The 26,583-nt window shown below is 46.1% G+C and carries 27 protein-coding genes; 16 read left to right on the top strand and 11 right to left on the bottom strand.

Going from position 1 to position 26,583, the window contains the following annotated elements; translation table 11 throughout:
- Positions 1-196 precede the first annotated feature (196 nt).
- Together GY843_RS00650 and GY843_RS00645 are read right to left on the bottom strand one after the other, a co-directional pair.
- On the bottom strand, positions 197-496 hold the full coding sequence (locus GY843_RS00650; protein WP_297305787.1) for a YciI family protein: 300 nt from the start codon (positions 494-496) through the stop codon (positions 197-199).
- Entirely contained in the window at positions 497-1,060 is a 564-nt protein-coding gene (locus GY843_RS00645; RefSeq protein ID WP_297305786.1) for a septation protein A, read from the bottom strand.
- Positions 1,061-1,132: 72 nt separating this feature from the next.
- Between GY843_RS00645 and GY843_RS00640 the strand changes: the two genes are divergently transcribed.
- From GY843_RS00640 to rluB, 4 genes are all read left to right on the top strand, one after another.
- Entirely contained in the window at positions 1,133-1,966 is an 834-nt protein-coding gene (locus tag GY843_RS00640; protein ID WP_297305785.1) for a PHP domain-containing protein, read from the top strand.
- A gap of 63 nt (positions 1,967-2,029) precedes the next feature.
- Complete coding sequence (locus GY843_RS00635) at positions 2,030-2,650, top strand: L-threonylcarbamoyladenylate synthase (protein ID WP_297305784.1); 621 nt, start codon at positions 2,030-2,032, stop codon at positions 2,648-2,650.
- Between the two features lie 84 nt (positions 2,651-2,734).
- The gene (locus GY843_RS00630; RefSeq protein ID WP_297305783.1) at positions 2,735-3,127 is read left to right on the top strand and encodes an H-NS histone family protein; all 393 of its coding nucleotides are present in this window, start codon (positions 2,735-2,737) and stop codon (positions 3,125-3,127) included.
- Positions 3,128-3,214: 87 nt separating this feature from the next.
- Complete coding sequence (gene rluB, locus GY843_RS00625; RefSeq protein ID WP_297305782.1) at positions 3,215-4,045, top strand: 23S rRNA pseudouridine(2605) synthase RluB; 831 nt, start codon at positions 3,215-3,217, stop codon at positions 4,043-4,045.
- Positions 4,046-4,122: 77 nt separating this feature from the next.
- Here the strand turns inward: rluB and GY843_RS00620 are convergent, their stop codons facing one another.
- The 3 genes from GY843_RS00620 to ubiG are packed head-to-tail and all read right to left on the bottom strand — an operon-like array spanning position 4,123 to position 6,316.
- Positions 4,123-4,863: a YciK family oxidoreductase gene (locus tag GY843_RS00620; protein ID WP_297305781.1), complete on the bottom strand. Its 741-nt coding sequence runs from the start codon at positions 4,861-4,863 to the stop codon at positions 4,123-4,125.
- Positions 4,864-4,899: 36 nt separating this feature from the next.
- On the bottom strand, positions 4,900-5,574 hold the full coding sequence (locus GY843_RS00615) for an HAD-IA family hydrolase (RefSeq protein ID WP_297305780.1): 675 nt from the start codon (positions 5,572-5,574) through the stop codon (positions 4,900-4,902).
- A 4-nt stretch (positions 5,575-5,578) separates the two neighbouring features.
- A complete protein-coding gene (ubiG, locus tag GY843_RS00610; protein ID WP_297305779.1) occupies positions 5,579-6,316 on the bottom strand; it encodes a bifunctional 2-polyprenyl-6-hydroxyphenol methylase/3-demethylubiquinol 3-O-methyltransferase UbiG in 738 nt (245 codons plus the stop codon).
- A 194-nt stretch (positions 6,317-6,510) separates the two neighbouring features.
- Between ubiG and gyrA the strand changes: the two genes are divergently transcribed.
- The 12 genes from gyrA to GY843_RS00550 all read left to right on the top strand — a co-directional run bounded on the left by gyrA (position 6,511) and on the right by GY843_RS00550 (position 20,105).
- Positions 6,511-9,129: a DNA gyrase subunit A gene (gyrA, locus tag GY843_RS00605; protein WP_297305778.1), complete on the top strand. Its 2,619-nt coding sequence runs from the start codon at positions 6,511-6,513 to the stop codon at positions 9,127-9,129.
- A gap of 66 nt (positions 9,130-9,195) precedes the next feature.
- The gene (gene serC / locus GY843_RS00600) at positions 9,196-10,278 is read left to right on the top strand and encodes a 3-phosphoserine/phosphohydroxythreonine transaminase (RefSeq protein WP_297305777.1); all 1,083 of its coding nucleotides are present in this window, start codon (positions 9,196-9,198) and stop codon (positions 10,276-10,278) included.
- Positions 10,279-10,304: 26 nt separating this feature from the next.
- Positions 10,305-11,396, top strand: a complete 1,092-nt coding sequence (pheA, locus tag GY843_RS00595) for a prephenate dehydratase (RefSeq protein WP_297305776.1) — start codon at positions 10,305-10,307, stop codon at positions 11,394-11,396.
- A gap of 23 nt (positions 11,397-11,419) precedes the next feature.
- Positions 11,420-12,526 carry a histidinol-phosphate transaminase gene (gene hisC / locus GY843_RS00590; RefSeq protein WP_297305775.1) on the top strand — a complete coding sequence of 369 codons (1,107 nt, stop codon included), beginning with the start codon at positions 11,420-11,422 and terminating at the stop codon, positions 12,524-12,526.
- Positions 12,523-14,739 carry a bifunctional prephenate dehydrogenase/3-phosphoshikimate 1-carboxyvinyltransferase gene (locus GY843_RS00585; RefSeq protein WP_297305774.1) on the top strand — a complete coding sequence of 739 codons (2,217 nt, stop codon included), beginning with the start codon at positions 12,523-12,525 and terminating at the stop codon, positions 14,737-14,739. The genes hisC and GY843_RS00585 overlap by 4 nt, the downstream gene beginning before the upstream one ends.
- Entirely contained in the window at positions 14,739-15,425 is a 687-nt protein-coding gene (cmk, locus tag GY843_RS00580; protein ID WP_297305773.1) for a (d)CMP kinase, read from the top strand. The genes GY843_RS00585 and cmk overlap by 1 nt, the downstream gene beginning before the upstream one ends.
- Positions 15,426-15,460: 35 nt before the next feature.
- On the top strand, positions 15,461-17,149 hold the full coding sequence (rpsA, locus tag GY843_RS00575) for a 30S ribosomal protein S1 (RefSeq protein ID WP_297305772.1): 1,689 nt from the start codon (positions 15,461-15,463) through the stop codon (positions 17,147-17,149).
- A gap of 35 nt (positions 17,150-17,184) precedes the next feature.
- Positions 17,185-17,475: an integration host factor subunit beta gene (locus GY843_RS00570; protein ID WP_297305771.1), complete on the top strand. Its 291-nt coding sequence runs from the start codon at positions 17,185-17,187 to the stop codon at positions 17,473-17,475.
- Between the two features lie 17 nt (positions 17,476-17,492).
- On the top strand, positions 17,493-17,798 hold the full coding sequence (locus tag GY843_RS00565) for a lipopolysaccharide assembly LapA domain-containing protein (protein ID WP_297305770.1): 306 nt from the start codon (positions 17,493-17,495) through the stop codon (positions 17,796-17,798).
- A complete protein-coding gene (lapB, locus tag GY843_RS00560; RefSeq protein WP_297305769.1) occupies positions 17,788-18,975 on the top strand; it encodes a lipopolysaccharide assembly protein LapB in 1,188 nt (395 codons plus the stop codon). The genes GY843_RS00565 and lapB overlap by 11 nt, the downstream gene beginning before the upstream one ends.
- A gap of 20 nt (positions 18,976-18,995) precedes the next feature.
- Positions 18,996-19,706, top strand: a complete 711-nt coding sequence (gene pyrF, locus GY843_RS00555) for an orotidine-5'-phosphate decarboxylase (protein WP_297305768.1) — start codon at positions 18,996-18,998, stop codon at positions 19,704-19,706.
- 102 nt (positions 19,707-19,808) lie between these two features.
- A complete protein-coding gene (locus tag GY843_RS00550) occupies positions 19,809-20,105 on the top strand; it encodes a helix-hairpin-helix domain-containing protein (RefSeq protein ID WP_297305767.1) in 297 nt (98 codons plus the stop codon).
- A gap of 126 nt (positions 20,106-20,231) precedes the next feature.
- On the opposite strand, the gene GY843_RS00545 is transcribed toward GY843_RS00550, so the two are convergent.
- From GY843_RS00545 to GY843_RS00520, 6 genes are all read right to left on the bottom strand, one after another.
- Positions 20,232-21,122 carry an ROK family protein gene (locus GY843_RS00545; protein ID WP_297305766.1) on the bottom strand — a complete coding sequence of 297 codons (891 nt, stop codon included), beginning with the start codon at positions 21,120-21,122 and terminating at the stop codon, positions 20,232-20,234.
- Positions 21,123-21,317: 195 nt separating this feature from the next.
- Complete coding sequence (locus GY843_RS00540; protein WP_297305765.1) at positions 21,318-22,208, bottom strand: AEC family transporter; 891 nt, start codon at positions 22,206-22,208, stop codon at positions 21,318-21,320.
- Positions 22,209-22,277: 69 nt separating this feature from the next.
- On the bottom strand, positions 22,278-22,766 hold the full coding sequence (locus GY843_RS00535; protein ID WP_297305764.1) for a universal stress protein: 489 nt from the start codon (positions 22,764-22,766) through the stop codon (positions 22,278-22,280).
- Between the two features lie 128 nt (positions 22,767-22,894).
- Positions 22,895-24,598 carry a D-lactate dehydrogenase gene (dld, locus tag GY843_RS00530; protein ID WP_297305763.1) on the bottom strand — a complete coding sequence of 568 codons (1,704 nt, stop codon included), beginning with the start codon at positions 24,596-24,598 and terminating at the stop codon, positions 22,895-22,897.
- Positions 24,599-24,684: 86 nt separating this feature from the next.
- Positions 24,685-26,067, bottom strand: a complete 1,383-nt coding sequence (locus GY843_RS00525) for a TRAP transporter large permease subunit (RefSeq protein ID WP_297305762.1) — start codon at positions 26,065-26,067, stop codon at positions 24,685-24,687.
- Positions 26,067-26,583, bottom strand: a 517-nt coding sequence (locus tag GY843_RS00520) for a TRAP transporter small permease subunit (RefSeq protein WP_297305761.1), incomplete at its 5' end; no start/stop codon positions are given. The genes GY843_RS00525 and GY843_RS00520, both read right to left, overlap by 1 nt.

Here is a 26,583-nt window from a genome sequence, read left to right as displayed (position 1 = left end):
TTAATACGATTGGGGTTCTGTATTGGAATAATAAGTAATAATTTCGTTATTACAACTCTTCTAAGCTTAACCTTAGTTAAACAAGGGCAAAAAAGCCTATTTGGTACTGCTTTTATTTAACTTAAATAAGTATATAAGTGTTATCTTATATGTGTCTAGTGATTAGGAATTAATGAACACTAGGTACTTCAGTTAATTAAGGTAAAACTTTTTTATAAGGTTTTACCGTTACTTTTGCATAAACCCCAGCTTCTATATAAGGATCTTGATCAGCCCAGTTTTGCGCTTCTTCTAATGAAGGGAACTCTGCTACGACAAGACTTCCCGTGAAACCGGCTGAACCAGGGTCTTCACTATCTATTGCAGGATGAGGTCCTGCAATTAGTAGGCGGCCTTGTTCGTTGAGTTCTTGTAGGCGAGCAAGGTGTTCAGGCCTTGCTGCAAGACGTTTTTCAAGGCTGTTTTCAATATCTTCAGAAATAATGGCGTAGTACACTTAAGCTTCCTCGTTCTTCTGGTCGTTATTATCGGTTTCTTGTATATGTCGAGATAAATAGATGCCTTGGGCAATAATAAAGATCAGGGTCAGGCCTAGCATGCCAAAGAGTTTAAAGTTGACCCATACCTCTTCGCTAAAGGAGTAGGCTACAAATAGGTTAATAACTCCCATGAGTAGGAAAAAAACTACCCAGGCTAAATTTAGTGTTTTCCAAGCGGGTTTAGGCAGGGAAATATTACTGCCCATAATGCGTTCAACAATGGTTTTTTCACCTATAAACTGGCTGCCTAGGAAAGCGATGCCGAAAAGCCAATTTACGACGGTGGGTTTCCACTGGATAAAGGTCTTGTCCTGAAACAGTACAGTAGCACCGCCGAGCAGAACCACTAACACTAGTGTAACGAGCTGCATCTTCTCGATAGTGTGTGTCTTTATCCAGGTGTAGAGCATCTGTAAAAGTGTGGCTGGAATCAGGATGGCTGTAGCGAGAATAATGTCGTCTGTTGTCTTATAGACAATAAAAAAGATAACAATCGGTAAAAAATCGAGTAGCAGTTTCATAATTAATGAGAATAAGTTGAATAAAGGTAGAGTATAAATCTGCCAGAACTTTATATAAACAATTGAATGAGTATGGATTTACCACGATACGATCTGCACTGCCACTCGACTATGTCCGATGGTAGCCTTTCTCCAGAAGATTTGGTGCAACGAGCTGAAGCCCGTGGGCTTGAGGTTCTGGCGTTAACTGATCATGACACGATTGAGGGTGTCTATAAGTTACAAGAACTTCGATCTGATCTGCATTTTATTAGCGGGGCTGAGTTTACATGCGCCTGGAATAGACGGATTTTACATATCGTCGGTTTGGGGTTTGATTCGGAAGCAGCGGAGTTGCGGCAGTACTTTGCTCGTTTGTCTGAGCTGCGAAAAAGCAGAGCAGAAAAAATTGCAGCCCAACTAATAAAAATGGGGTTGCCTGACCTGTTGGAGGATGCGGCTGCTCAGTCAGGCGGTGGAAGTATCGGTAGGCCTCATTTTGCGCGGGCTATGGTGGCTCGGAAAGTTGTATCTAATGAGCAGCAAGCTTTTAAGAAATATTTAGGGGTTGGCAAAAAAGGCGATGTGAAAATGGAATGGCCATCTCTGGAAGAGGCGGTTTCAGTTATTAGGTCTGCATCGGGTATTGCCGTGCTGGCACATCCTACAAAATATAAAATGACATTTACTAAAATTAGAGAGGCTATTGCTGATTTTGTGGCAGTTGGTGGTGAAGGGATTGAGATCTCTTATCCAGGTGTAACTCCTGATCATCAATTTCATTTAATCAGAATTGCGAAAGATAATGGCTTGTTGATATCCGCAGGCAGCGATTTCCATTCTCCAGGGCAGGGTTGGACTGATATAGGTAAATATCCCCCATTAAAATCTGAAGAAAACCATATTTTAAGTCGGTTACTTAATTAGACGATTTCTTTGTCAGCAGGTTTGCACTAAAATTTATAAAAAATCTTAATTGGGTAGGTGGGCGTGAGCCAGTTTTTTCAAATTCATCCGGAAAACCCTCAGCAGCGACTAATAAATCAAGCGGTAGAAATAATTAATAAGGGCGGTGTGGTTATCTATCCGACTGATTGTGCCTATGCTTTGGGTTGTCACTTAGGTGATAAAGCTGCTGTAGAGAAAATTAAACGTATTCGGCAGCTTGATGATAAGCATAACTTTACACTTGTTTGTCGTGATTTGAGTGAGATAAGTACATATGCAAAGGTTGATAATACTGTTTATCGCCTTTTGAAAGCTCATACCCCAGGCGCTTATACGTTTATTTTAAATGCAACTTCTGAAGTTCCTCGCAGGTTATTACACCCAAAAAGAAGGACGATCGGGATAAGGGTGCCTGAGAACCCTATAGCGCTGGCATTAACTGAGACACTCGGTGAACCAATAATGAGCACTTCATTAATTATGCCGGGAGAAGATATGCCGTTGATGGATCCTTATGAAATGCGTGAAATGCTACAGCATCAAGTGGATCTGGTAATTGATGGTGGTTATTGTGGTATGGAGGCAACCAGTGTAATTAATCTTGTGGAAGATGTTCCTGAGGTTATTAGGCAGGGTGCAGGAGATACTTCGGATTTTATATAATAGATTTATTTAAAAGTTTATTGTTTAAAAAAAGTTGGCTATAAATATAATGCGTTATGCTTTTATTTAACAAGGTGATTAATAATGTCTGATTTTCTGAAAATTCTTACGCGTAAAAACTCTCTTCGTAAGCAGTGTCAGGATTTGAGTGTCTCCGAATTGGAGAAAGTAATTTCTGATTTGACTGTGATTGCCGAGGATAGACGTGCTGAGGAAGAGGCTTTAGCTGCGGCGGAGCAAGAGAAAACAGCGAAGATTGAAGCTATCCGTCAAAGCATGAAAGATGCCGGCGTGGATATTAATGATCTGATGGCGCTGGTGGGTGAAACTGCTGCTCCTAAGAAAAAAGTATCGCCTAAATATCGAATTACTGATGATGAAGGTAATGTGCATGAGTGGTCTGGTCGTGGTCGAACGCCTCTGGCATTCCAGGCTTACTTCGATAAAGGATTTACTAAAGACGACTGTCTGATTTAAAATCCCCCGGTGATTTGATAAGCCCTTTCACTAACCCTGAAAGGGCTTTTTTGTTTGTGTGATTAAAACCCCCTTGAGGTGCGTCCAATGTCTGATGAAAAGTTACATAAAGTTTTGGCGCGCTCCGGAGTCGGCTCACGTCGTGAGATGGAGCGTTGGATAAAAGAGGGGCGGGTTCATGTTAATGGTGAGCTGGCTACTCTGGGTGATCGAATTTCCGAAAAGGATTCGGTTGCTGTCGATGGTAAAAATGTACCGTTGATATTTGATAAGCAGGCACAGCGCAGAGTGCTTATCTACAATAAACCGGTTGGTGAGATCTGTACTCGTCACGATCCTGAAGGGCGGCCGACGGTATTTAGGCATCTTCCTCCTTTGAAGGAGGGTCGGTGGATCGCGATTGGTCGTCTGGATATAAATACCTCAGGACTGTTGTTGTTTACGACAGATGGTGAGTTGGCTAATGCATTAATGCATCCCTCAGCGCAGATTGATAGAGAGTATGCTGTGCGTGTGTTGGGTAATGTAGATGACGCAATGTTGCAGCGCTTGAAAGATGGTGTGTTGCTTGAAGATGGAATGGCTCGATTCACTGATGTGCAGTTCTTCGATGGGGAAGGTGCAAATAAGTGGTTCCATTGTGTTGTGATGGAAGGTCGTAACCGTGAGGTGCGTCGCTTGTGGGAGTCCCAAGAAGTTCAAGTAAATCGCTTGAAGCGAGTTCGATTTGGGCCAGTCTTCTTACCGAGTGATGTTAAGTCCGGCACTTGGAAGGAAATGACAGTAAAAGAGGTTAACTCTCTGTCTAAAATGCTGGAGTTGAAGCCAAAATCGGCACCGAAAATGTCTATCGCAGAAAAGCAGGTTCTGCAGCGCCGTTATAAAAAACAGAAGGCTCGCCGTCAGGAAGGGAGTTGATGCCTGTATCTCATGGATCTTGAGCAATAAAAAAGCAGCCTAGGCTGCTTTTTTATTGTCTGAATTTCGGTCAAGTTTTACTGGGCGTTCAGTGATTGTCCGTTTACCTCAAGACTGTCTTTGCTCATCAAATAGAGGTAGAGGGGCATAATATCTTCAGCCGGTGTGACGGTGGCTGGGTTTTCGGCCATATAAGCTGCTTCACGCATTTTGGTTCTTGTTGCGCCAGGGTTTATGCAGTTTGCACGAATATTGGTCACATTTTCCAGTTCGTCTGCCAGAGTCTGCATCAGCCCTTCGGTGGCAAATTTAGATGCTGCGTAAGCTCCCCAATATGCTTTGCCTGTTCGGCCTACGCCTGAGCTGGTAAAGATAATTGAAGCATTGTCTGATCTTTCCAGTAACGGCATCAATGTTTGTGTCAGCATAAATGGCGCATTGAGGTTAACTTGCATGACCTGTTGCCAAATTACCGGGTCGTAGGATTCTATTGGAGTACGAACGCCTAAAATACCTGCGTTATGTAAGATGCCGTCCAGTCTGCCAAACTCCTGCTCCAGAGTGTTGGTTAGCTCAATGTAATCGTGTTCTTGGGCGCTTTCCAGATTGAGCGGAACCAGTGCTGGTTGTGGATGGCCTGCAGCTTCGATTTCATCATAAACATTCTCGAGCTTTTCCAGGGTGCGGCCCAGCAAGATTACGGTGGCCCCGTGGGCTGCGAATGTTTTGGCAGCTACTCGGCCGATACCGTCACCGGCACCGGTAACCAGGATGATTCGGTCCTGAAGAATGTTTTCTGGTGCTTGGTATTCAAACATGGTTGCTCTTTTCCTGAGGCTTATAAATAGCGCTTTTTAAATATCGTATAAAGATTGTAGCAGGGGCTTAAGCTCTGTGGCAGCTGATATGTAGTGATCTGCTTGCCATGTGCTCGGGTCTTCGTCCTGATGCAGATATCCGTACGTTGCTGCGATTGTGGTCATGCCTGCCCGGTTGCCTGCTTCGATGTCCCGGATGTGATCGCCTACATAGATGCTATTTTCTGCGTTGCAGCCAATTTGTTGGCAAGCAAGAAAAAGTGATTCCGGGTGCGGTTTGCGTTCAGTTACATGGTCTGGGCAGATTACGCTGCTTGCCTTTTCGATTAGATGAAGTCCGGTCATGACTGGAGTGGTATACAGCTCTGGTTTGTTGGTAACTACTCCCCAGGGGATTTGCAATTCTTCAAGCCAGTTTAAGCAGTTGTTTAGTCCAGGAAAAAGCTTGCTGTCCACATCCAGGTGGGTCAGATAGATTTCTAGCATGCGCTGATGAAGGCGAGTAAATTCGGTTTCACCCTCAGAAAAACCAAACGCTGCTTCAACCATTGCGCGGGCGCCGTTGGAAACGTACCTGCGCAGAAACTCATAGCTGACGGTCTCTCGATCTTCCTCAATAAGAAGTTGGTTGATCACCCAATGAAAATCCGGAGCTGTATCAATCAGTGTGCCGTCCAGATCGAATAAAACGGAGTCTGGTTGTTGTTTCATGTGGTTAAGCAGGTTTCTCTGTAGCGATCATATAGTTCACGTCAACATCATTAGGCGTCAGGCTGTATGTCTTTGTGAGAGGGTTGTAGGTCATGCCGCACATCTCAGTACTGCTAAGCCCGCTTTGGCGTATCCAACCGCCAAGCTCTGATGGGCGAATAAACTTTTTAAAATCGTGAGTGCCATCAGGAACAAGTTTCAGTACTTTCTCTGCGCCCAAAATAGCAAACAGGTAGCTTTTCGGGTTGCGGTTCAAGGTGGAGAAGAAAACTGTGCCGCCGGGTTTGCAGAGTTTGGCGCAGGATTGCACGATTGATGATGGATCAGGTACGTGCTCCAGCATCTCCATGCAGGTGACTACATCAAATGATTCAGGCTGTTCTGCAGCTAATTCTTCCACTGTGATCTGTTTGTAGCTGACATTAACGCCGCTTTCCAATCCGTGCAGTTTGGCAACTTTAAGTGGTGCGGCCCCCATGTCAATGCCCATAACCTCAGCGCCGCGTTGCGCCATAGACTCGGAAAGAATACCGCCGCCGCATCCAACATCCAGTACTTTCTTTTCAGCCAGTCGCGCAATGCGATCGATAAATCCTACCCGGAGCGGATTGATATCATGGAGAGGTTTGAATTCGCTATTACGGTCCCACCATTTACTGGCAAGTTCTTCAAACTTAGCAATCTCTTCTGGATCGATGTTCTGCTGGGAGCTGTTGTTAGCGCTGTTTTCTGAATGTGACATGGCGTTTTTGAAGTCAAAATTTTAGCAGCATTCTAGCATTCACAACCCGTTTAAAAATAGAGGTAGAGGTGATCTCTTTAATAAATGGATAAACCCTTAATTTTTCAGGATTCAATCCTGGGAATTGTGATATACTCCGGCGGTTAAAAATATCCGCGGAAACCTTCCGTTCGAGAGTTATTCAAGGATAGGGAATGGGTGATCTAGCCAGAGAAATTCTGCCAGTTAACATCGAAGATGAACTGAAGCAGTCATACCTTGATTACGCAATGAGCGTAATCGTCGGTCGAGCCTTGCCAGATGCGCGAGACGGCCTGAAACCAGTACACCGTCGTGTTTTGTTCGCGATGAATGAACTGGGCAACGATTGGAATAAAGCTTATAAAAAATCTGCCCGTGTTGTGGGCGATGTAATCGGTAAATACCACCCTCATGGCGATAGCGCTGTGTATGACACTATTGTGCGTATGGCGCAGGATTTCTCCATGCGTTACACACTGGTGGATGGGCAGGGTAACTTCGGTTCCATCGACGGTGATTCCGCTGCAGCTATGCGTTACACCGAAATTCGCATGGATAAAATTTCCCATGAGCTGCTGGCAGATCTGGAAAAAGAGACCGTCGATTTTGTAGATAACTACGACGGCACCGAGAAAATCCCGGAAGTTTTGCCTACCCGTGTACCTAACTTACTGGTGAATGGTTCTTCCGGTATTGCTGTGGGTATGGCGACAAATATCCCGCCGCACAATATCTCAGAAGTCGTTCGTGGTTGTATTGCGCTGATTGAGAATGCAGATCTCAGCGTGGATGACCTGATGGAATTTATTCCAGGTCCTGACTTCCCAACGGGCGGTATTATCAACGGTCGTGCAGGCATTCTGCAGGCTTACCGTACTGGTCGTGGTCGCATCTACGTGCGTGCTAAATACCATGTCGAAGAGGATGAGAAGAACGGTAAGCCGTCACTGATCATCACTGAGATCCCATACCAGTTGAACAAAGCTCGTCTCATCGAGAAGATCGCTGAGCTGGTAAAAGATAAAAAGATCGAAGGGATTACTGAGCTGCGCGATGAGTCCGATAAGGACGGTATGCGTATTGTTATTGAACTGCGCCGTGGCGAAATGCCTGATGTTGTGATTAATAACCTCTATGCTCAAACACAGATGGAGTCTGTGTTCGGTATCAATATGGTGGCACTGGTAGATGGCCAGCCACGCATCCTGGATCTTAAAACTGCACTTGAGTGCTTTATCCGTCACCGCCGTGAAGTGGTAACTCGTCGTACGGTTTACCTGCTGCGTAAAGCGCGTGAGCGTGGCCACATCCTTGAGGGTCTGGCAGTAGCGCTGGCAAATATTGATCCGGTTATTGAGCTGATCAAGAAGTCTCCGACACCTGCAGAAGCGAAAGAAAAACTGATTGAAGCCGCATGGGCTCCGGGTGATGTTATTCAGATGCTGGAACGTGCGGGTGAAGATGCTTGCCGTCCAGAAGATCTGGAAGAGCAGTATGGTCTGCGAGATGGTGCTTATCATCTGTCCCCAGCGCAGGCGCAGGCAATTCTCGAACTACGTCTGCACCGCCTGACTGGTTTGGAACATGAGAAGCTGATTGCTGAATACAAAGAGCTTCTTGAACGTATCGCGGAACTGCTGAAGATTCTGGGTTCTCACGAGCGACTAATGGAAGTTATTCGTGAAGAGCTGGAAGCTATTCTGGAAGAGTACGGCGATGAGCGCCGTACCGAGATCACAGCGTCACGTAAAGATCTCACAGTTGCCGACCTGATCACCGAAGAAGATATGGTAGTAACCATCTCTCACGGTGGTTATGCCAAAACTCAGCCGCTGACTGACTACCAGTCTCAGCGTCGAGGTGGTAAAGGTAAATCTGCAGCGGCAATTAAAGATGAAGATTTCATCGAGCATCTGCTAATTGCCAATACTCACGACACGATTCTCTGCTTTACCGATAGGGGCAAAGTTTACTGGTTACGTGTATTCGAAATCCCTGTAGCTAGCCGTACTGCTCGTGGACGCCCAATCGTGAATATCCTTCCGCTGGATGAAGGTGAACGCGTAAGTACGATTCTACCGGTAGGTGAGTATGAAGAAGATAAGTTTATCTTCATGGCGACTGCATCCGGTACAGTTAAGAAAACATCTCTGACTAATTTCTCTCGTCCACGTTCCAGTGGTCTGATAGCACTTGATCTACTGGATGATGATCATCTGATCGGTGCCTCTATCACTGATGGTAATGATGACGTGATGCTGATGACCAGCGCAGGTAAGTCTATGCGCTTCAGCGAAGATGATGTTCGTCCAATGGGCCGTACAGCACGTGGTGTACGCGGCGTGAAGATGGATGAGGGTATTAAGGTTATCTCGCTTATCATCCCTAAAGAGGGTGGTAAGATCCTGACCGCTTCTGAAAACGGGTACGGTAAGAAAACTGATGTTAATGACTTCCCGGTTAAAGGCCGTGGTGGTCAGGGTGTCATTGCCCAGCAGTGTTCCGATCGTAATGGTCAGTTAGCGGGTGCTGTGCAGGTATTTGACGGCGATGACGTCATGCTGATCAGTGACCAAGGCACATTGGTTCGTACCGGTTGTGATGGTATTTCTGAACTGGGCCGAAACACACAAGGTGTAACTCTGATCCGTGTGGGTGATGATGAGCGTCTGGTCAGTGTGGCACGGATCGAGGAACCGGACGAAGAAGATGTGCCGGAAGGGGAAGTGGTTGAGGGTGAAGCAGATGAGCAAACTGCTGAAGCTGACAGCCAGCCTCCTGTAGAAGAGTAATTTCTACCAAGACAGTGCGGCGCTTAAGTGCCGCACTTTTTTATATTGTTAGAGTGAATTAAGTAGATGACACGTAAGTACAATTTCAGCGCAGGTCCTGCAGGCTTACCAGACGAGGTATTGCTACAGGCTCAGGAAGAACTTCTCGACTGGCATGGTAAAGGTCTTTCCATCATGGAAATGAGCCACCGCAGTAAAGAGTTTGTTTCTGTTGCTGAAACGGCTGAACAGGATCTGCGTGACCTGATGGGTATCAGTAGTGACTACAAGGTGCTGTTCCTTCAGGGTGGAGCCACAACACAGTTTTCAATGATTCCGATGAATCTCCTACGTGGTAAAAACAGTGCGGACTACATCAATACGGGTATCTGGTCGAAAAAAGCGATCAAAGAAGCTTCTCGTTTCTGTGATGTTAATGTTGTTGGCAGTAGCGAAGAGAATGGTTTTACGGCTGTTCCGACTCAAGATGCTCTGCAGCTAAATGCAGATGCCGCTTATCTGCACTATACACCTAACGAAACCATCGGTGGTTTGGAATTTGACTATGTTCCTCAGTCGGGGGATGTGCCGCTGGTAGCAGATCTGTCTTCAACCATTCTTTCTCGTCCTCTGGATGTGGATCAGTTTGGTTTGATCTACGCTGGTGCTCAGAAGAATATTGGTCCAGCAGGGCTTACAGTAGTTATTGTACGTGCAGATCTGCTGGGTAACGTGGTCGCTGGTGCGCCTACCATGTTCGACTATAAAGTCCACGCTGATGCGGATTCAATGAGTAATACACCACCAACATTTGGTTGGTATCTGGCGGGCCTCGTATTTAAGTGGCTGAAGGATCAAGGTGGTGTTAAGGCGATGGCAGAGATTAATCAGCGTAAGGCGGACAAACTATACTCCGCGATCGATACCAGTGATTTCTATGCTAACCCGATGGCGGTGGCAAACCGCTCTTGGATGAATGTGCCGTTTACGCTGGCTGATGATGCGCTGGATAAACTCTTCTTAGAACAGGCAGAAGAAGCTGGTTTATTGAATCTGAAAGGGCATCGTTCAGTGGGTGGGATGCGTGCAAGTATCTACAACGCAGTACCAGAAGCAGCGGTCGATGCATTGATCGACTTTATGCAGCAGTTTGAGAAGCAGCACGCTTAATGCCATCACAGGATAAGTAGAAGAGTATGAGTGAACAGGAAAAAGAACTACGCGTTCTACGTGATCAGATAGACAGTATTGATCGCCAGATTCATGAGTTGCTTAATCGCCGTGCAACCTGTGCGCAGAATGTGGCTGAAGTTAAGCAGAAATATCAGGGTGAAACCTCTGCAGTATTTTATCGCCCTGAACGTGAAGCTCAGGTATTACGTGCCGTTATGGAACGTAATGAAGGGCCGCTACCTGATAAAGAGGTGGCACGTCTATTCCGCGAAGTAATGTCTGTATGCCTGGCGCTTGAAGAGCCTATGCGTGTCGCTTTTCTAGGACCTGAGGGAACTTTTACTCAGCAGGCTTCTATGAAACATTTTGGACATTCTGCGCGTAATTTGCCGATGCAGTCTCTAAAAGATGTCTTTCGTGAAGTTCAATCTGGTGCTGCACACTATGGCGTAGTACCAATTGAAAACTCTTCAGAGGGTGTTGTTAGTCACACTTTGGATCTGTTCAAACAATATGATCTGAAAATCTGTGGCGAAGTAGAGGTCCCTGTTCATCTACATCTGCTCCTGAACAAGGGAGATGATCTTGATGGGATCAAGCGAATCTACTCTCATCAGCAATCATTGGCCCAGAGTCGCGATTGGCTAGATGCCCGTTATCCGAAGGTAGAGAAAGTAGCGGTTAGCTCAAATGCTGAAGCTGCTCGTATTGCTGCTCAGGAAGGCAATGGTTGTGCTGCGATTGCAGGTGACATGGCCGCTGACTTGTATGATCTTGATGCGGTTATTAAGAATGTTGAAGATCAGGCGGATAACTCTACACGTTTCCTTATTATTGGCGACCAGGATGTAGGGCCGAGCGGAGATGATAAAACTTCAATTCTGATCTCGGTGCCGAATACACCAGGTGCTTTATACCAGCAATTAGAACCGTTCCAGCGTTATCAGCTGAGTCTGACGCGAGTTGAAACTCGCTCGTCTTCAAAGAACTCATTGTTTTATATCGACTTTGAAGGGCATTGCGAAGATGAGTTGGTGCAACAAGCATTGTCTGAATTAGCAAAAGGCAGTGTTGAACTTAAAGTGTTGGGCTCATATCCTCGCGCTGTACTCTAAGTAGAAAACCGAGTGGAAGACCTATGAGCTGTGATTATATCTCTCTAGCAACACCAGGTGTGCAAGATCTGCATCCGTATCTTCCGGGCAAGCCTGCTGATGAGCTGGAGAGAGAACTCGGGCTGACTGATGTTGTAAAGCTTGCCAGTAATGAAAACCCATTGGGGCCTTCACCAAAGGTAACTGAGGTTTTACAACAGCAGCTTGCGGGGCTTTCACTATATCCCGATAGTGGCGGCTACCGTTTAAAGCAAGCACTTTCTGAAAAGTTCGGTTTAGCCGCGGAGCAGATCACGCTTGGCAATGGTTCGAATGATGTACTTGAGCTGATTGCGCGGGCCTATCTACGTTCAGGTGATGAAGTTATCTACTCGGAATATGCTTTTGTTGTGTATTCGATAGTCACTCAAGCCTGCGGTGCTAAAGCTGTTGTAACGCCTTCTAAAGCTTGGGGGCATGATCTGGATAAGATGCTTGCGTCAATTACAGATCGTACAAGAATTATTTTTATCGCTAATCCAAACAACCCCACAGGGACTTGGATTGAGCGTGAGCAGTTGCAGGCATTCTTGGATCAAGTGCCTGAGCAAATCATTGTGGTTCTGGATGAGGCTTATACTGAATATGTTGCTTCGTCTGAGTTTCCTAATGGTCTGCAGTTATTGGATCAATACCCGAATCTGGTTGTAACTCGTACATTCTCCAAAGCCTATGGCCTGGCGGGTTTACGGGTAGGCTATTCGGTATCCAATCAACAGATAGCTAATGTGTTAAGCCGCGTTCGCCAGCCGTTCAACGTCAATAATCTTGCGTTGCTAGGGGCAGAAACTGCTTTAGATGATGAAGTTCATCTGGAAAAAACTGTGCAAGTGAACAGAGCGGGATTAGCGTTATTTGAAGAGCAGTTAAGCCAATTAGGCTTGGAGTATATCCCATCCGTTGGGAACTTTATTACAGTCGATATGGCTGTAGATGCGATGCCAATATATCAGGCGATGCTGGAGCAGGGCGTGATTGTCCGTCCACTGGCTAATTACGCGATGCCAAATCATCTGCGTATCAGTATCGGTACACAGCCAGAAAATGAGCGTTGCCTGGCTGTATTGGCGAAAGTGGTAGAGAAACGTTGAGTTATAAAATAAATACAACACTCATCATAGGTTTAGGGCTGATCGGTGGATCGTTAGCGAAGGTGCTACGACATAACCGGCAGTTTGGCCAAATAATAGGGTTTGATCGGGACTCTGACGAAACTCAGCTGGGAGTGGAGTCGGGTGTGATCGATAGTGCCGCTACCAGCTTGCCGGATGCAGTATCAATTGCTGACCTGATCATTCTGGCTGTACCGGTTAAGGCAATGGAAAACGTGTTGACCGATATAGCGCCATTTATATCGGAAGAAACACTGATAACAGATGTGGGTAGTACCAAGGCCAATGTGGTCGCAGCTGCGCATCGTGTTTTTGGAACTATTCCTACTGGGTTTGTGCCGGGGCACCCTATTGCTGGTTCAGAAAAGAGTGGTGTGGCTGCGGCGGACGAAACGCTATTTGAACAGCATAAAGTTATTCTGACCCCTTTAGCAGAATCTTCATCTGCAGCAGTTACAATCTTGACCTCAATGTGGCAATCAACTGGTGCTGAGGTGCTGGTGATGGAGATTGATAAGCATGATGAGGTTTTAGCTGCCACCAGTCATCTACCGCATATGCTGGCTTTTTCTCTGGTTGATACTCTGGCTCAGGAACAAGATAACAATACAGATATTTTCCGTTATGCAGCGGGAGGTTTCCGAGACTTCACCCGGATTGCAGGTAGCGATCCGACCATGTGGCACGATATCTGTCTGGCAAATAAAGATGCGCTTTTGACTCAGCTTGATCGGTTTACGACAGGTTTAGCGAATCTTAGAACGGCAATTGAATGCAGTGATAGCGAAACGATGCTGGGAACATTTACCCGGGCACGCGCTGCAAGAGAACATTTTTCAAGAATTCTTTCTGGTACAGCATATTCACAAGATATGAGCGATAAACAAGTAACCTTCCGTGCCCAGCCTGGTGGCAGCGTGAGTGGAAAAATCCGAGTTCCAGGTGATAAATCAATCTCCCACAGATCTATTATGCTGGGTTCACTAGCTGATGGTGTGACTGAGGTAACTGGCTTCCTTGAAGGTGAGGATAGTCTGGCAACGCTGCAGTCCTTCCGTGATATGGGTGTTGTTATTGAAGGTCCAAATGATGGCGAAGTGACCATTTATGGTGTGGGTTTGAACGGATTGAAAGAGCCGCCGGGTCCACTGTATGTCGGTAACTCCGGAACTTCAATGCGTCTACTGTCAGGCCTGCTGGCAGCTCAAGCTTTTGATACAGAGCTGACTGGTGATGCTTCCCTGACTAAGCGTCCCATGGGGCGTGTAGCTGATCCATTGCGTCTAATGGGAGCTGAGATTGAAACGGCTGAGAATGGTCGTCCACCACTGAAAATTAAGGGTGGTCAGGCGCTTTCTGGCATCCATTACGATATGCCTATGGCCAGTGCTCAAGTTAAATCCTGCCTGTTGTTGGCAGGTCTTTATGCAGATGGCGAAACATCGGTAACAGAACCTGCTCCAACCCGTGACCATACTGAGCGTATGCTGACTGGGTTTGGTTATCCGGTTAAACAGAATGGTTCAACTGCGGCTGTAAGTGCTGGGGGCCAACTGCATGCTTCCCGTATCGATGTGCCCGCAGATATCTCCTCGGCAACGTTCTTTATGGTTGCTGCTGCAATTGCTCCAGGGTCGGATCTGACACTTGAGCATGTGGGTATCAATCCTACGCGTATCGGCATTATCAATATTTTACGTCTGATGGGTGCTGATCTTGAGCTTCTGAACGAGCGTGAAGTCGGTGGTGAGCCTGTTGCTGATATCCATATTCGATACGCGCCTCTTAAAGGTATTCATATTCCTGAAGATCAGGTACCGCTGGCTATCGATGAGTTCCCTGCGCTGTTTGTTGCTGCGGCATGCGCTGAAGGAACCACGGTGGTTTCAGGTGCGGAAGAGCTGCGTGTAAAAGAGAGTGATCGTATCCAGGCCATGGTTGATGGTTTGAAAACTCTGGGCGTAGATATTGAAGGCACTCCGGATGGCGCGATCATTAAAGGCGGTCCAATGGGTGGTGGCGTGATTGAAAGCCATGATGATCACCGTATTGCGATGTCTTTCTGTGTTGCGTCTTTGCGCGCTACTGACACTATTACGATCAATGAGTGTGCGAATGTAGCAACATCTTTCCCCGGATTTGTGGAACTGGCTCAAACAGCTGGCATTAAGGTTGAGAAGGAGGAGGGCTGATGTCTACCGGACAGGTGCCCGTAATTACCGTTGATGGCCCAAGTGGGTCAGGTAAAGGAACTATCTGCCAGTTGTTGGCGCGAGAGTTAGATTGGGAGCTGCTGGATAGCGGCGCCCTTTATCGTTTGGTTGGTTTGGCAGCGCGTCATCATGGTGTTGATCTCGATGATGAAGATGCCTTGGTTGTGCTGGCTGCGCATCTTGATGTGCAGTTTGTTGCCCGTGAAGATGATACCGTTCAGATCATTCTGGAAGGTGAAGAGGTCACTGACGCGATCCGTACTGAAGCTGTTGGTAAAGATGCATCCATTGTTGCGGCTATCCCTTCAGTGCGTGATGCACTGCTGGAGCGTCAGCGAGCATTTGCTGAAATGCCGGGGCTCATTGCTGATGGGCGAGATATGGGAACGGTGGTTTTCCCTGCTGCAGCCTTGAAAATTTATCTGGATGCGAGCGCTGAAGAGCGCGCGGTACGGCGTTATAACCAGTTGATAAACAAGGGACTGGGTGCTAGTCTTCAGGCTATATTAGAGGATATTCAAGCGCGTGATGATCGTGATATGAACCGCTCTGTTGCTCCTCTTAAGCCCGCGGCGGATGCAGTAATTCTTGATACGACTAAAATGTCTATTGAAGAGGTCCTAGCCGCTGTAATGGATGAGGCGAGGCACAAAGGGCTTCGTTGATACCCTCTACTGACTGAAAGCGGGATGAAACTGATATGAGCGAAAGCTTTTCGGAACTGTTTGAAGAGAGTCTTCAAGAGCTGGAAATGGCACCCGGTGCCATTGTTACAGGTACGGTGATCGCCATTGATAATGACTTTGTTATTGTTAATGCAGGTCTTAAATCTGAAGGTGTTATCCCAGTTAGTCAGTTTCTGGATGAGAAGGGTGAGCTAACCATTGCCGAAGGTGACGAAGTTAAAGTCGCCTTGGAAGCGGTTGAAGATGGTTATGGCACAACTCAACTTTCCCGTGAAAAAGCTAAGCGTGCGGAAGCCTGGACTGAACTGGAATCAGCTTATGAAGCTGATCAAATAGTTAAAGGTCATATTACAGGTAAGGTCCGTGGCGGTTTTACAGTCAACGTCAATTCTATAAATGCCTTCCTGCCAGGGTCACTGGTAGATGTCCGCCCTTTGCGTGATACCAGTCATCTGGAAACGCAGGAGCTAGAATTCAAATTAGTTAAGCTGGATGCCAAACGTAACAATATTGTGGTTTCGCGACGTGCAGTATTGGAAGCAGCATACAGTGAAGAGCGCGAGAAACTGCTTGCCAGCCTCAAAGAAGGTCTGGTTGTTAAAGGCGTTGTTAAAAATATCACCGACTACGGTGCCTTCATTGATCTGGGCGGCATCGATGGCCTGCTTCATATTACTGATATCGCCTGGAAGCGTGTTAAGCATCCAAGTGAATCATTAAGTGTCGGGCAGGAGCTTGATGTACAGGTTCTGCGCTTTGATAAAGAGAAAAATCGAGTGTCTCTTGGTCTGAAGCAACTGACCGATGATCCTTGGACACAGTTGATCTCCAACTATGCAGTGGGTGCAAAAGCTACGGCTAAGGTAACCAATCTGACCGATTACGGCTGTTTCGCTGAGATTGAAAACGGCATTGAAGGTTTGATCCATGTCTCTGAAATGGATTGGACCAATAAAAATGTACATCCATCTAAGATGGTACAGGTGGGTGATGAGATTGAAGTGATGTTGTTGGATATTGACCAGGAGCGTCGTCGAATATCTCTCGGCATGAAGCAGTGTAAGCCTAACCCATGGCAGGAGTTTTCCAGTCAGCATAAAAAAGGCGATAAGCTTACAGGCAAAATCCGTTCGATTACTGATTTTGGTGTGTTTGTCGGCCTGGAAGGTGGTATCGATGGTCTGGTTCACCTATCTGATATTTCCTGGGATGATACCGGTGAAAATGCTGTAAAAGAGTATAAGAAGGGCGATGAAGTAAGCACAGTTGTTCTTTCTATCGATTCTGAGAGAGAACGTATTGCTCTGGGTATTAAGCAGCTGGATTCTGATCCGTTTACCAGTTACACGTCAGATAATGGTAAAGGTGCAATCGTTAAGGGTTCTGTTTCCGCGGTAACCGATAAAGCACTCAGCGTATCTCTAGCAGAGGGCGTGGAAGCGAGCTTGCGAATCGGAGATGCTTCCAGAGAAAGAATTGATAGCCTGTCGGATCACTTTAAAGAGGGTGATGAGATAGAGGCTGTCATCAGCAATATTGATCGTCGTAACCGGGTTATTTCGCTGTCAATCAAACAGCTTGAGGTTGAACAGCAGAAACAGGCTATGGATCAGATCAGTCAGCAGTCTGAAAATGTGATTTCAGGTCCTACAACTATTGGTGATCTGATTAAAGCGCAAATGCAGAAAGGTGACTCGAAATAATCACTGTCGGCAGTTAGGGATCAAGGGAGTTTGTTATGACTAAATCCGAACTGATTGAATTACTGGTTGATCGTCATGATCAACTGTCAGTTAAGGATATTGAACTGTCAGTTAAGACCATGCTGGATCACATGACGGAATCTTTATCTCAGGGCAACCGTATTGAGATTCGTGGTTTTGGCAGCTTTTCGCTGCACTACCGTGCGCCCCGCACAGGGCGAAATCCTAAAACGGGCGAATCCGTTTCTTTGGATGCTAAATATGTTCCTCACTTCAAGCCTGGGAAGGAGTTGAGAGAACAGGTGAATGACTCAATTAATAATTAAGATTTGAGGTTTTAAAGGTGCGCTTTGTAAAAACATTGATCGTGGGTTTGTTGTGTTTAGCGGTGATGATGGTGGGCATCATGTTTACTATTCATAACACCGACAAAGTAACCATTGATCTAGTATTTGTACAGCTACCAGAAGCCAGCTTATCGCTGTGGTTGATTGCAACTTTTGTTCTGGGTGGTTTTCTGGGTGTGTTGTTAAGTACGTTGACTATTCTGATGTTACGTACTCGTTTGGGATCGGCACGCCGTAAGATTAATACAACGCAGAAAGAGATTGATCAATTGAGAGTATCTACCCTCAAAGATGCCGTTTAATACTGATAACTATCTACTGATCGTCCCCCTTTTTATTGCCGTTGGGATTGGATGGTGGTTAGGTCGAAGGCAGGCTACAGCAGTCAAATCCCGGCCATCACCCAGTCTGAGCAAAGAATATTTCACAGGTCTGGATTATCTCCTTAATGAGAAAATGGATGAAGCCATTGAAAGCTTCATCCGTGCTTTGGAAATAAATTCAGACACTATCCCTGCGCATCTCTCTCTAGCCAAACTGTTCCGACGTAAAGGCGATGTAGACAGAGCAATTCAGATACATCAAAACCTTCTTGCCCGCCCTGATCTAAATCGAAGTGATTTCATGCGTATCCAGATGGCCCTGGCGCGCGACTATTACGCTGTTGGTTTGTTGGATCGAGCTGAAAATTTACTGCAGGAGATTATTAAATCTCCATCGAAGGGAGTGAAGGAGAAAGCACAGCTTCTGCTTATTAAACTCTATGAAAAAGAGGGTGAGTGGCAAAATGCCCTCGATGTGGCTGAGCAGTTAGGCCAGGAAGCTCGGCGCAATATAGCCACAGAATTGGCTCATTATTGCTGTGAGTTGGCTGAGCTTGCGATCTCTGCTCGCCAGAATAAGAAAGCTGGGAACTACCTGAAAAAAGCACTCCAATTTGAAGCGGGTAATGTGCGTATTAGTTTGCTTCAAGCTCGTATCGCCATGGAGAACGAGCAATGGAAGTCAGCGATCAAACATCTAAAGTCTGTTAGTAAACAGGACAGATTGTTTGTATCTGAAACCGTTCAGCCCTTAAAACAGTGTTTTCAGCAGGCGGGTTCACAGAAAGATTACATTGAATACCTCCGGACTAGCCTGGCCCAATCACCCTCCACATCAGTCATGATTGCGCTGGCGGATGAAGTAAAGGGAGAGCGTGGTGTTTATGCTGCAGGTAGTTTTATTACGGAAGAGTTGAAAAGGCGCCCTTCTGTAAAAGGTTTTAATAGCTTGATCGATCTTCATATAGAATACGGCTCGGAAACTGCAAAGGATAGCTTAAAGGTGCTGCGTGGTCTGACCGGGCAGTTGGAGTTATCCAAGCCTGTGTACCGCTGTAACAGTTGTGGCTTCTCAGGTCGTACTTTGTCGTGGCAGTGCCCTTCATGCAAAAGCTGGGGAACTACAAAGCCAATTCAAGGGCTTGAAGGCGAATAATAGAATTTTTAGGAACATATATGTCTGTAGATAAGAAACGAGTTGTAGTCGCTCTTGATTACCCTGATAAAGAACAAGCGTTGGCAATGGCTCAGCAGCTTGATCCAGCTAAGTGCAGGGTGAAAGTGGGTAAAGAGCTTTTTACTCGTTGTGGGCCAACTATTGTTGAGTCTCTGCACGCATCAGGATTTGATGTTTTTCTGGATCTGAAATTTCACGATATTCCAAATACGACAGCGAAAGCAGTCCGAGCTGCTGCTGAAATGGGCGTGTGGATGGTAAATGTTCATGCTTCAGGTGGGCGTCGTATGATGGAAGCCGCGAGAAATGAACTGGAACAGGTTAATGGTGCAAATACACTGCTGATCGGGGTGACGGTACTTACGAGTATGGAGCGTTCTGATTTGGCTGATCTGGGCTTGGATATCGATCCACTGGAACAGGTAAAGCGTCTGGCAAAACTGACAGAACAGAGTGGCCTTGATGGCGTAGTTTGTTCTGCCCAGGAAGTAAAACCTCTACGTGAAGTGATTGGCGCAGATTTTAAACTGGTAACACCGGGAATTCGTCCAGCGGATGCGGAAGTGGGTGACCAGAAACGCATAATGACCCCAGTAGATGCGATTAAGGCCGGTAGTGATTATCTAGTGATTGGTCGACCTATTACAAAAGCTGAATCACCGATTGACTCGCTGGCGCGAATCGATGCTGATCTGGCGCCTTTGCTCTAGCTTTGGTAATTAAGCTCCATTGCTTTAACCACAAGAGCAGGTTATAAATAAGCTTGGCACATGGATGATGCCAAGCATTAAAACAAGTAAAAGGAATTTACTATGAAACTCCGTTCATTAAGAGCGCTACTGTTAGCGTTTGCCTGCTTCTTCTCTTTCCCTGTCTTTGCGACCAGTGTTGATATCAACACCGCTTCTGCGGAACAGTTAGCCCAATCCCTAAAAGGTGTTGGGCCTGCTAAAGCGCAATCTATCGTTACTTACAGGGAAATGCATGGGCCTTTCCAATCCGTTGATCAGTTAGTCGAAGTGAAAGGTATTGGAGCGGCGACAGTTAATAAGAACCGCGAGTTAATAATGGTGGGTTCTCCAACACCAGATAAAGAAAAACAGGAATAAAGTTTGTTAATCAGGAGGCAGACTTAAGACTGCCTCCTGATTAACTATTGTTAGTGAGACATCTTGTTGTGGGTTTTTGAAAAAGTGCTGGCACTTTAAAGACATTAAATAACACATGCAGCTTATTTACAGCCATGCTGCTCCTCTAACCCCGCTAGAGTCACCATGTGTCGCTTTCATAATTGGAGTGGTTACCCGATCCGAAAAAACGTATTTGCCTAAGTAAGCATCTATTTGGCTATAAATTCTGTCCTGATTTGATAGTCCACCACCCAACACAATTACTTCTGGGTCCAGTATATTGATTACTGATGCTAGGGCTTTAGCTAACTGCTCAATATATAGATTGCAGAACTTTACCGCTTGTTCCGAACCTTCATCAGCTGCCGTCCAGATCCCTTCAGCATTTCTTTGAACAGAGTTGTGCAGGCTATAGGCTTTGGAGAAACCTGGGCCGGAAAGAAAGGTTTCTATGCAATCGTCTTTTCCGCAATAACAGTCTCTGCCTGGCAGGTCATCAGCGCATAACCATGGCAGTGGATTATGGCCCCATTCACCGCAGATGGCATTGGGCCCCTGAAGTAACTGTTTGTTGATAATAATCCCGCCACCAACACCTGTTCCCAGAATGACGCCGAAAACCGAGTTATAGTTTTGTCCACTTCCATCAGTGGCTTCAGATAGCGCAAAACAATCGGCGTCGTTGGCCAGTTTAACTTGGCGGTCTAATTGGTCTTCCAAATCCTTATCTAGCCTCTGTCCTATCAGGCAGGTTGAGTTGGCGTTTTTGATCAAGCCGCTGGCGGGAGATATGGCGCCAGGAATCCCTATGCCGATACTTGTAGCAGTGATATTACACTTAGCTTCGCAGTCACGGATCAGCTGTACTAATGCAGTTACTGTTTTTGGATAGCTGTCCTGTGGTGTAGCAACTCTTTCGCGGTAAATCTCATTTGAGGATTCGTCAATTGCGATTATCTCAATCTTTGTGCCGCCGAGATCGATACCAATCCGCATGATATGGCTCCCGTTAAAACCATTTTAAAAAGCCTTTTCACCACAGAGGCACAGAGGTCACAGAGAACAAAAGCTAATGTAGCCGGGCTAAACAGTAAGTTTTCAGATTACCGAGGTGCTAGCCATAGAAAGGTAGAATTTACTTAGAAAAAGTATTTTCTTAGTGCCCTCAGTGCCCCTGTGGTAAACCTAATATTAAAGTACAAAGGCTAATGTAACGGGGATAAACAGTAAACTTCCTATATTGCCAAGCAGAACAATAGAGGCAACCTGATGTGGTTCCTGGTTATAGCGTTCTGCCACCATGTAGTTCAGAACTGCCGGCGGTAGTGCGCCAAATACAACCAGATAAGCAAATTGTGTTTCGTCTAGTTGCAGGAATTGCTGGCAAATAACAGCGATGATTATGCCGCTCATAGGGCAAAGGATTGCGCTGTAGGTGCCGATGCGCCAGTTCGAGAAATCCACACTGGTCATACGTACCCCCAAAGCAAACAGCATCAGTGGGATTGCTATCTGTCCCAGCATCTCAATAAAGGTATGCACGGCTTTAGGAATTGCTAGATCAAACCCGCTCCAGACCAGGCCTAGAATAGTAGCCAGGATCATGGGCATCCGCAGTAGATTAAGCAGTCGGGTTTTATGATCGAGTATGTAGATGCCTACTGTGAAGTGCAGCAGGTTTTCTACCAGAAACAGTACTACAGCAGCTTGCAGCGCATTTTCACCAAAGGCCAGCACGACCAAAGGAATCCCAAGATTACCGCTGTTACTGAACATCATGGGGGGGATAAAGGTTTTGGGATGAACCTTTAAAAGTTTACAGAACGGTAAAAGCAGTAGGCCAGAACCTAGCACAATAACGGCGGCGCCAATGGCTAGGGATTGGTATTTGATCAGATCAAAAGATTCGGCAGATAGGACAGCGAAGATCAGTGCGGGAACGAATATATCAATATTGATCTGATTCGCCACATTCATATCTGGGCTGTGACGGCGGGCATAGAAAAAACCCACGGTGACGATCGCCACCAGTGGGAAAACGGTCAGGAAAATCCTTTCCAATAAAAGAGTTTGTGTTTCCATTAAGGTTGTTTCCTCAAATTAAGGGATATACACGAAACTCGTTTGACCGGAGGGCGTACTTACTAATTTCTAGTCGTACTCTTTACCTGTTGGTACTACCAATACAGGAACCTTAGCGTTACGAATTACCTGCTGTCCTGTATGACTATGGTGACCAAAACGGTTTTCTGCACCCAGAATAATCATATCTGCATCAAAGGATGTAGCAGCTTCCAGAATCGAATCAGTATGATTTCCTTCAGCGACTACGTGCTCAACATTTAATACTACAGGTTGATCCAGGCTTTGTAGTTCTTCTGCGCAGAACTTTTCGATGCGCTCTTGCATGGTTTTGTGGATCTCAGAGATGCCTTCGTCATGCATTTTCTTGATCAGATCTTCAGAGACGTAGTTCTGAATGAGGGCGTGCCCCATTTCACCCATAGGCTCTACAACGTGTAGCATGATGATTTTTGCATCTGTCAGGCTAGCTTGCTTAACAGCCTGGCGGAAAACAGGTCGGGTATGCTTACCCAAAGAAGTTGCGTAAAGAATAGTTTTGATATTTGGAAGAGCCATGATCAGTTTCCTATAATGCTGTAAGACTAAAGTATTGTGTTGCGATCATTCTAGCACTTAGCTTTTAAGGTCTAAGAAATACTCAGTATTTAATAGACCTAGCTCAATATTTAGTGAGTGATGCTTCATTAATGAGGTGTGCCACACCCACAACGAGATTTTGGTGTTTTACCAATGCCCGGGTTAAAGCTATTTGTTGGGTCAAGGCTTACGTAGAAATCCTGTAGTCCCTGTTCCGCTTCGTAAAGATGGCCAACGTTATGCTCAGCTGGGTATTTAGCCCCTTTCTCTTTGAGCAGGTCCAGCATCATCTTTTTAACTTTCTTGCCGTCAGCGCCTTTCTTCAGAATATAGTCCTGATGGAAAACGTGGCACATAAAGTGACCGTAATAAAGCGAATGCACAATGTGCTGGCTGATCTCTTCTGGAAGCTTTTCAACCCAATCAGGATCGTTACGGCGCAGCGCGATATCCAATGCAAGAATATCTTCTACTTCATGCTGGTGGATAATCTGATAACGAATAGCTGCACCTGCCGCTGCAAAGCGATGTAGATACGCTTTTTTTGCTTCATCGGCATCACATTTAAAGTAGTCACCTTGTGAGCTATTCGCGAAGAAACGCTTTAGATATTCATTTGCTTCGGTAATACCCACATCGCTCATCTTTAAAATAAGATAGTGTTCGTACCTCTCACGATAATCACGCATACGTTTTGGCAGGATATTTGGCCAAAACTTACTCATAATTTGCATGGCACGATCCGGGATATCCTTTGGCAAGAAACTAATCTTGTTAAGATAAGCCGAGATGCGACCTTTCATCGCAAACAAGCGAGGTAGAGGATCAGTACCGAAGTAATTGATCATCATGAAGGTGTCTTTCCCATACTTCTCAGCGATATCGTAGATGTCGCGGTGCATGTACTCCGCCACTTCAGGTAGATTCTTAAAGTTCTGAAGGATATGACGACGAATCTCTGTCAATTCATCTGCGCTGTTGGTGCCTATGTAGTAAACCTGCTCTTTCTGAGCAACAGGGAAGGTATCAAGACGTACGGCGAATACACCAACCTTACCCGCGCAACCACTCGATTCATACAAGCGGCTGGTGTCAGCGTTGTAACGTGCTGGAGAGTCAGCATCAACATCACGGACTATCTCTGGATAGTCGTTTGCTGACGCTTTCTGATCACTTGGTTTTACATCACTATCTGAGAAGTTGTGCTCTTCCAGATTAGTTAGGATCTCCTCAGGTGTTTCACCCAGATCGATGCCAAGATGGTTTACCAGTTCCAGTTCCCCTTCATCATTCAGCTGGGCAAACAAAGATAGTTCTGTATAGGCAGGGCCTCGTTGTACCAGAGCGCCGCCAGAGTTGTTAGCGATACCGCCGACGATAGATGCACCAATACAGGAAGAACCGATAACAGAGTGCGGAGCACGGTTGATCGGTTTAAGCAGCTTTTCCAGCGTAAACAGGGTAGAACCTGGAAAGCTGATAATCTGTTTGCCTTCATCAAGCAGGTAGATTTTACTCATTCGGGTAGTATTGATAACAATGATATCGCGATCATAATCATCACCACTCGGAGTGGAACCTTCTGTCAGGCCAGTATTGGCTGCCTGCATGATAACAATCATATCTGCTTTCACGCATGCTTTTAGCACCTTCCACTGCTCTAACAGAGTTGTGGGGAAAACTACTGCTAACGCTGAACCCTGACCGGAGCGAAAACCTGTGCGGTAATGTTCTGTCTGGTTATCACCAGTCAGTACATTTTTTTCTCCTAGAATGGAGATCAGCTCATCAAGAAAACCGTGGTTAGACATACTTAAACTCTCAAGCATTGTTTAACTAATTATATTTGTCAGCCTCTCTCTGTTCGCATCCGCTACAGAGGAGGCTGATCACGTATTTAGCTATATGCGACTGTCGGCAGCCAAAGAACCAGTTGCGGCCAGAATACCAGTACCAATAGTGCAACCAGCTGCAGAATGATGAATGGAATAACACCTTTGTAGATGTCTGTAATCTTCACATTCGGTGGGCAAACACCTTTCAGGTAGAAGAGGGCGAACCCGACGGGGGGGGTGAGGAACGAGGTTTGTAAGGCCATGGCGACAAGCATGACGAACCAAACCAGTTCTGGATTATCAATGCCTGGTGCAGTGATATCCAGCCCCAATGCTGAGATAACGGGTGCCAGCAATGGCAGAATGATCAGCGTGATTTCGATCCAGTCCAGGAAGAAACCAAGCAGGAAGATTACACCAAGAATAAAGAAGATGATGCCATACGGGCCGAAAGGAAGCCCCGTCAGGAACTCTTCAATCATTTCATCACCGCCCAGTTCACGCAGAACCAGGGCAAAACAGGTTGCACCGATGAAGATAGCGAAGATGTAAGCGGTGGTATTCATTGTCCCGCCAACAACCTCGTGCAGTACTTTAAAACTGAACTTGCGGTTGTACATCGCTAACATTGTCGCACCGAAGGCACCTACACCTGCAGCTTCTGTTGGAGTGGCAATACCAGCAAAGATTGAGCCCAGTACGACGCAGATGAGCAGTACAGTTGGAAGTACATCTTTTAGTACATTAAAGACAATACCTGCTGTTACTGGTTTGGCATCTGCAGGTACAGGGAGATCTGTTGGCTTAATAAAACCACGTACCAGAATATAGACGATATAGAATGCGCCCAACATTAGTCCTGGGAATACTGCACCCATGAACAGGTCGCCAACGGACAGACCTAGCTGATCTGCCATAATTACCAGCATGATGCTTGGTGGAATCAGGATGCCCAGTGTACCGGCAGAAGCGATTGTGCCCAGTGCCAGTGGCATGTTGTAGCCCTGTTTAGTCATCGCAGGCAGAGACATAACTGCCAGCAGAACTACGGAAGCGCCGATAATACCAGTTGAGGCAGCTAGAATGATGCCGATAGCGGTAACTGTAATTGCCAGGCCACCGTGAACGCGACCAAACAGCTCTTGCATCGATTTCATCAGGCGTTCTGCTACGCCAGATTTATCCAGCATAATCCCCATAAATATGAACATGGGGAGAGCCACCAGAATCCAGTTTTCCATGATGGTCCAGAGACGGTTCACCACCAGTCCCAGTGTGGTGTAATCCAGACCTGTCATTGTATCCATGTAGGTGTCAGTAAACTGACCCAGAAAAGCAAAGATAATACCGATGCCACCTAGAACCCAGGCTACCGGAATACCTGTAAAAAGAAGCGCGATGAACGACAGGAACATCGCGATTACGAGAACTTCATTCGCATCCATCAGTCGTCACCCTTAATCAGTAAAGTAATATCTCTAATAAAGCGGGAAATCACAGCAAGGGCCAACAAGCCAAAGCTTACGGGGATTACCCCTTTAATCAGCCAACGCCATGGCAGACCAGATTCAGCTTCTGAGCCCTCGTTAACACGGTAGGATTCAGCAACAAAATCCAGACTCTGGAAAAAGATAATGAAAATGAACGGCAGCACCATTGTTGGGATGCTGATAACTTCGATAAGGCGCTTGGTTTTAGCTCTTAATCGAGAGTAGAACAGATCGACGCGGATATGGGAGTTGGTCGTTTGTGCGTAAGAGAGACCAAACATCACACCGATGGAATACAGATGCCACTGAAGCTCTTCCAGAGCAATCAAGCCGCTGGCAAAACCTTTACGCAGGATAACCTGCAACATAATGACCAGCACCAGAACAACATAAGCCCAAGCGATTGTGAGACCGAGTCGCTGAATAAACTTATCGATAGCATCAGCGAGTGGGACTGGGGTCAGTTTTTCG

The sequence above is a fragment of the Neptuniibacter sp. genome (assembly GCF_024231755.1).
Lineage (GTDB): Bacteria > Pseudomonadota > Gammaproteobacteria > Pseudomonadales > Balneatricaceae > Neptuniibacter.
The sequence above is the reverse complement of the archived record's forward strand: the minus strand, read 5'-3'. Positions and strand labels throughout refer to the sequence as shown.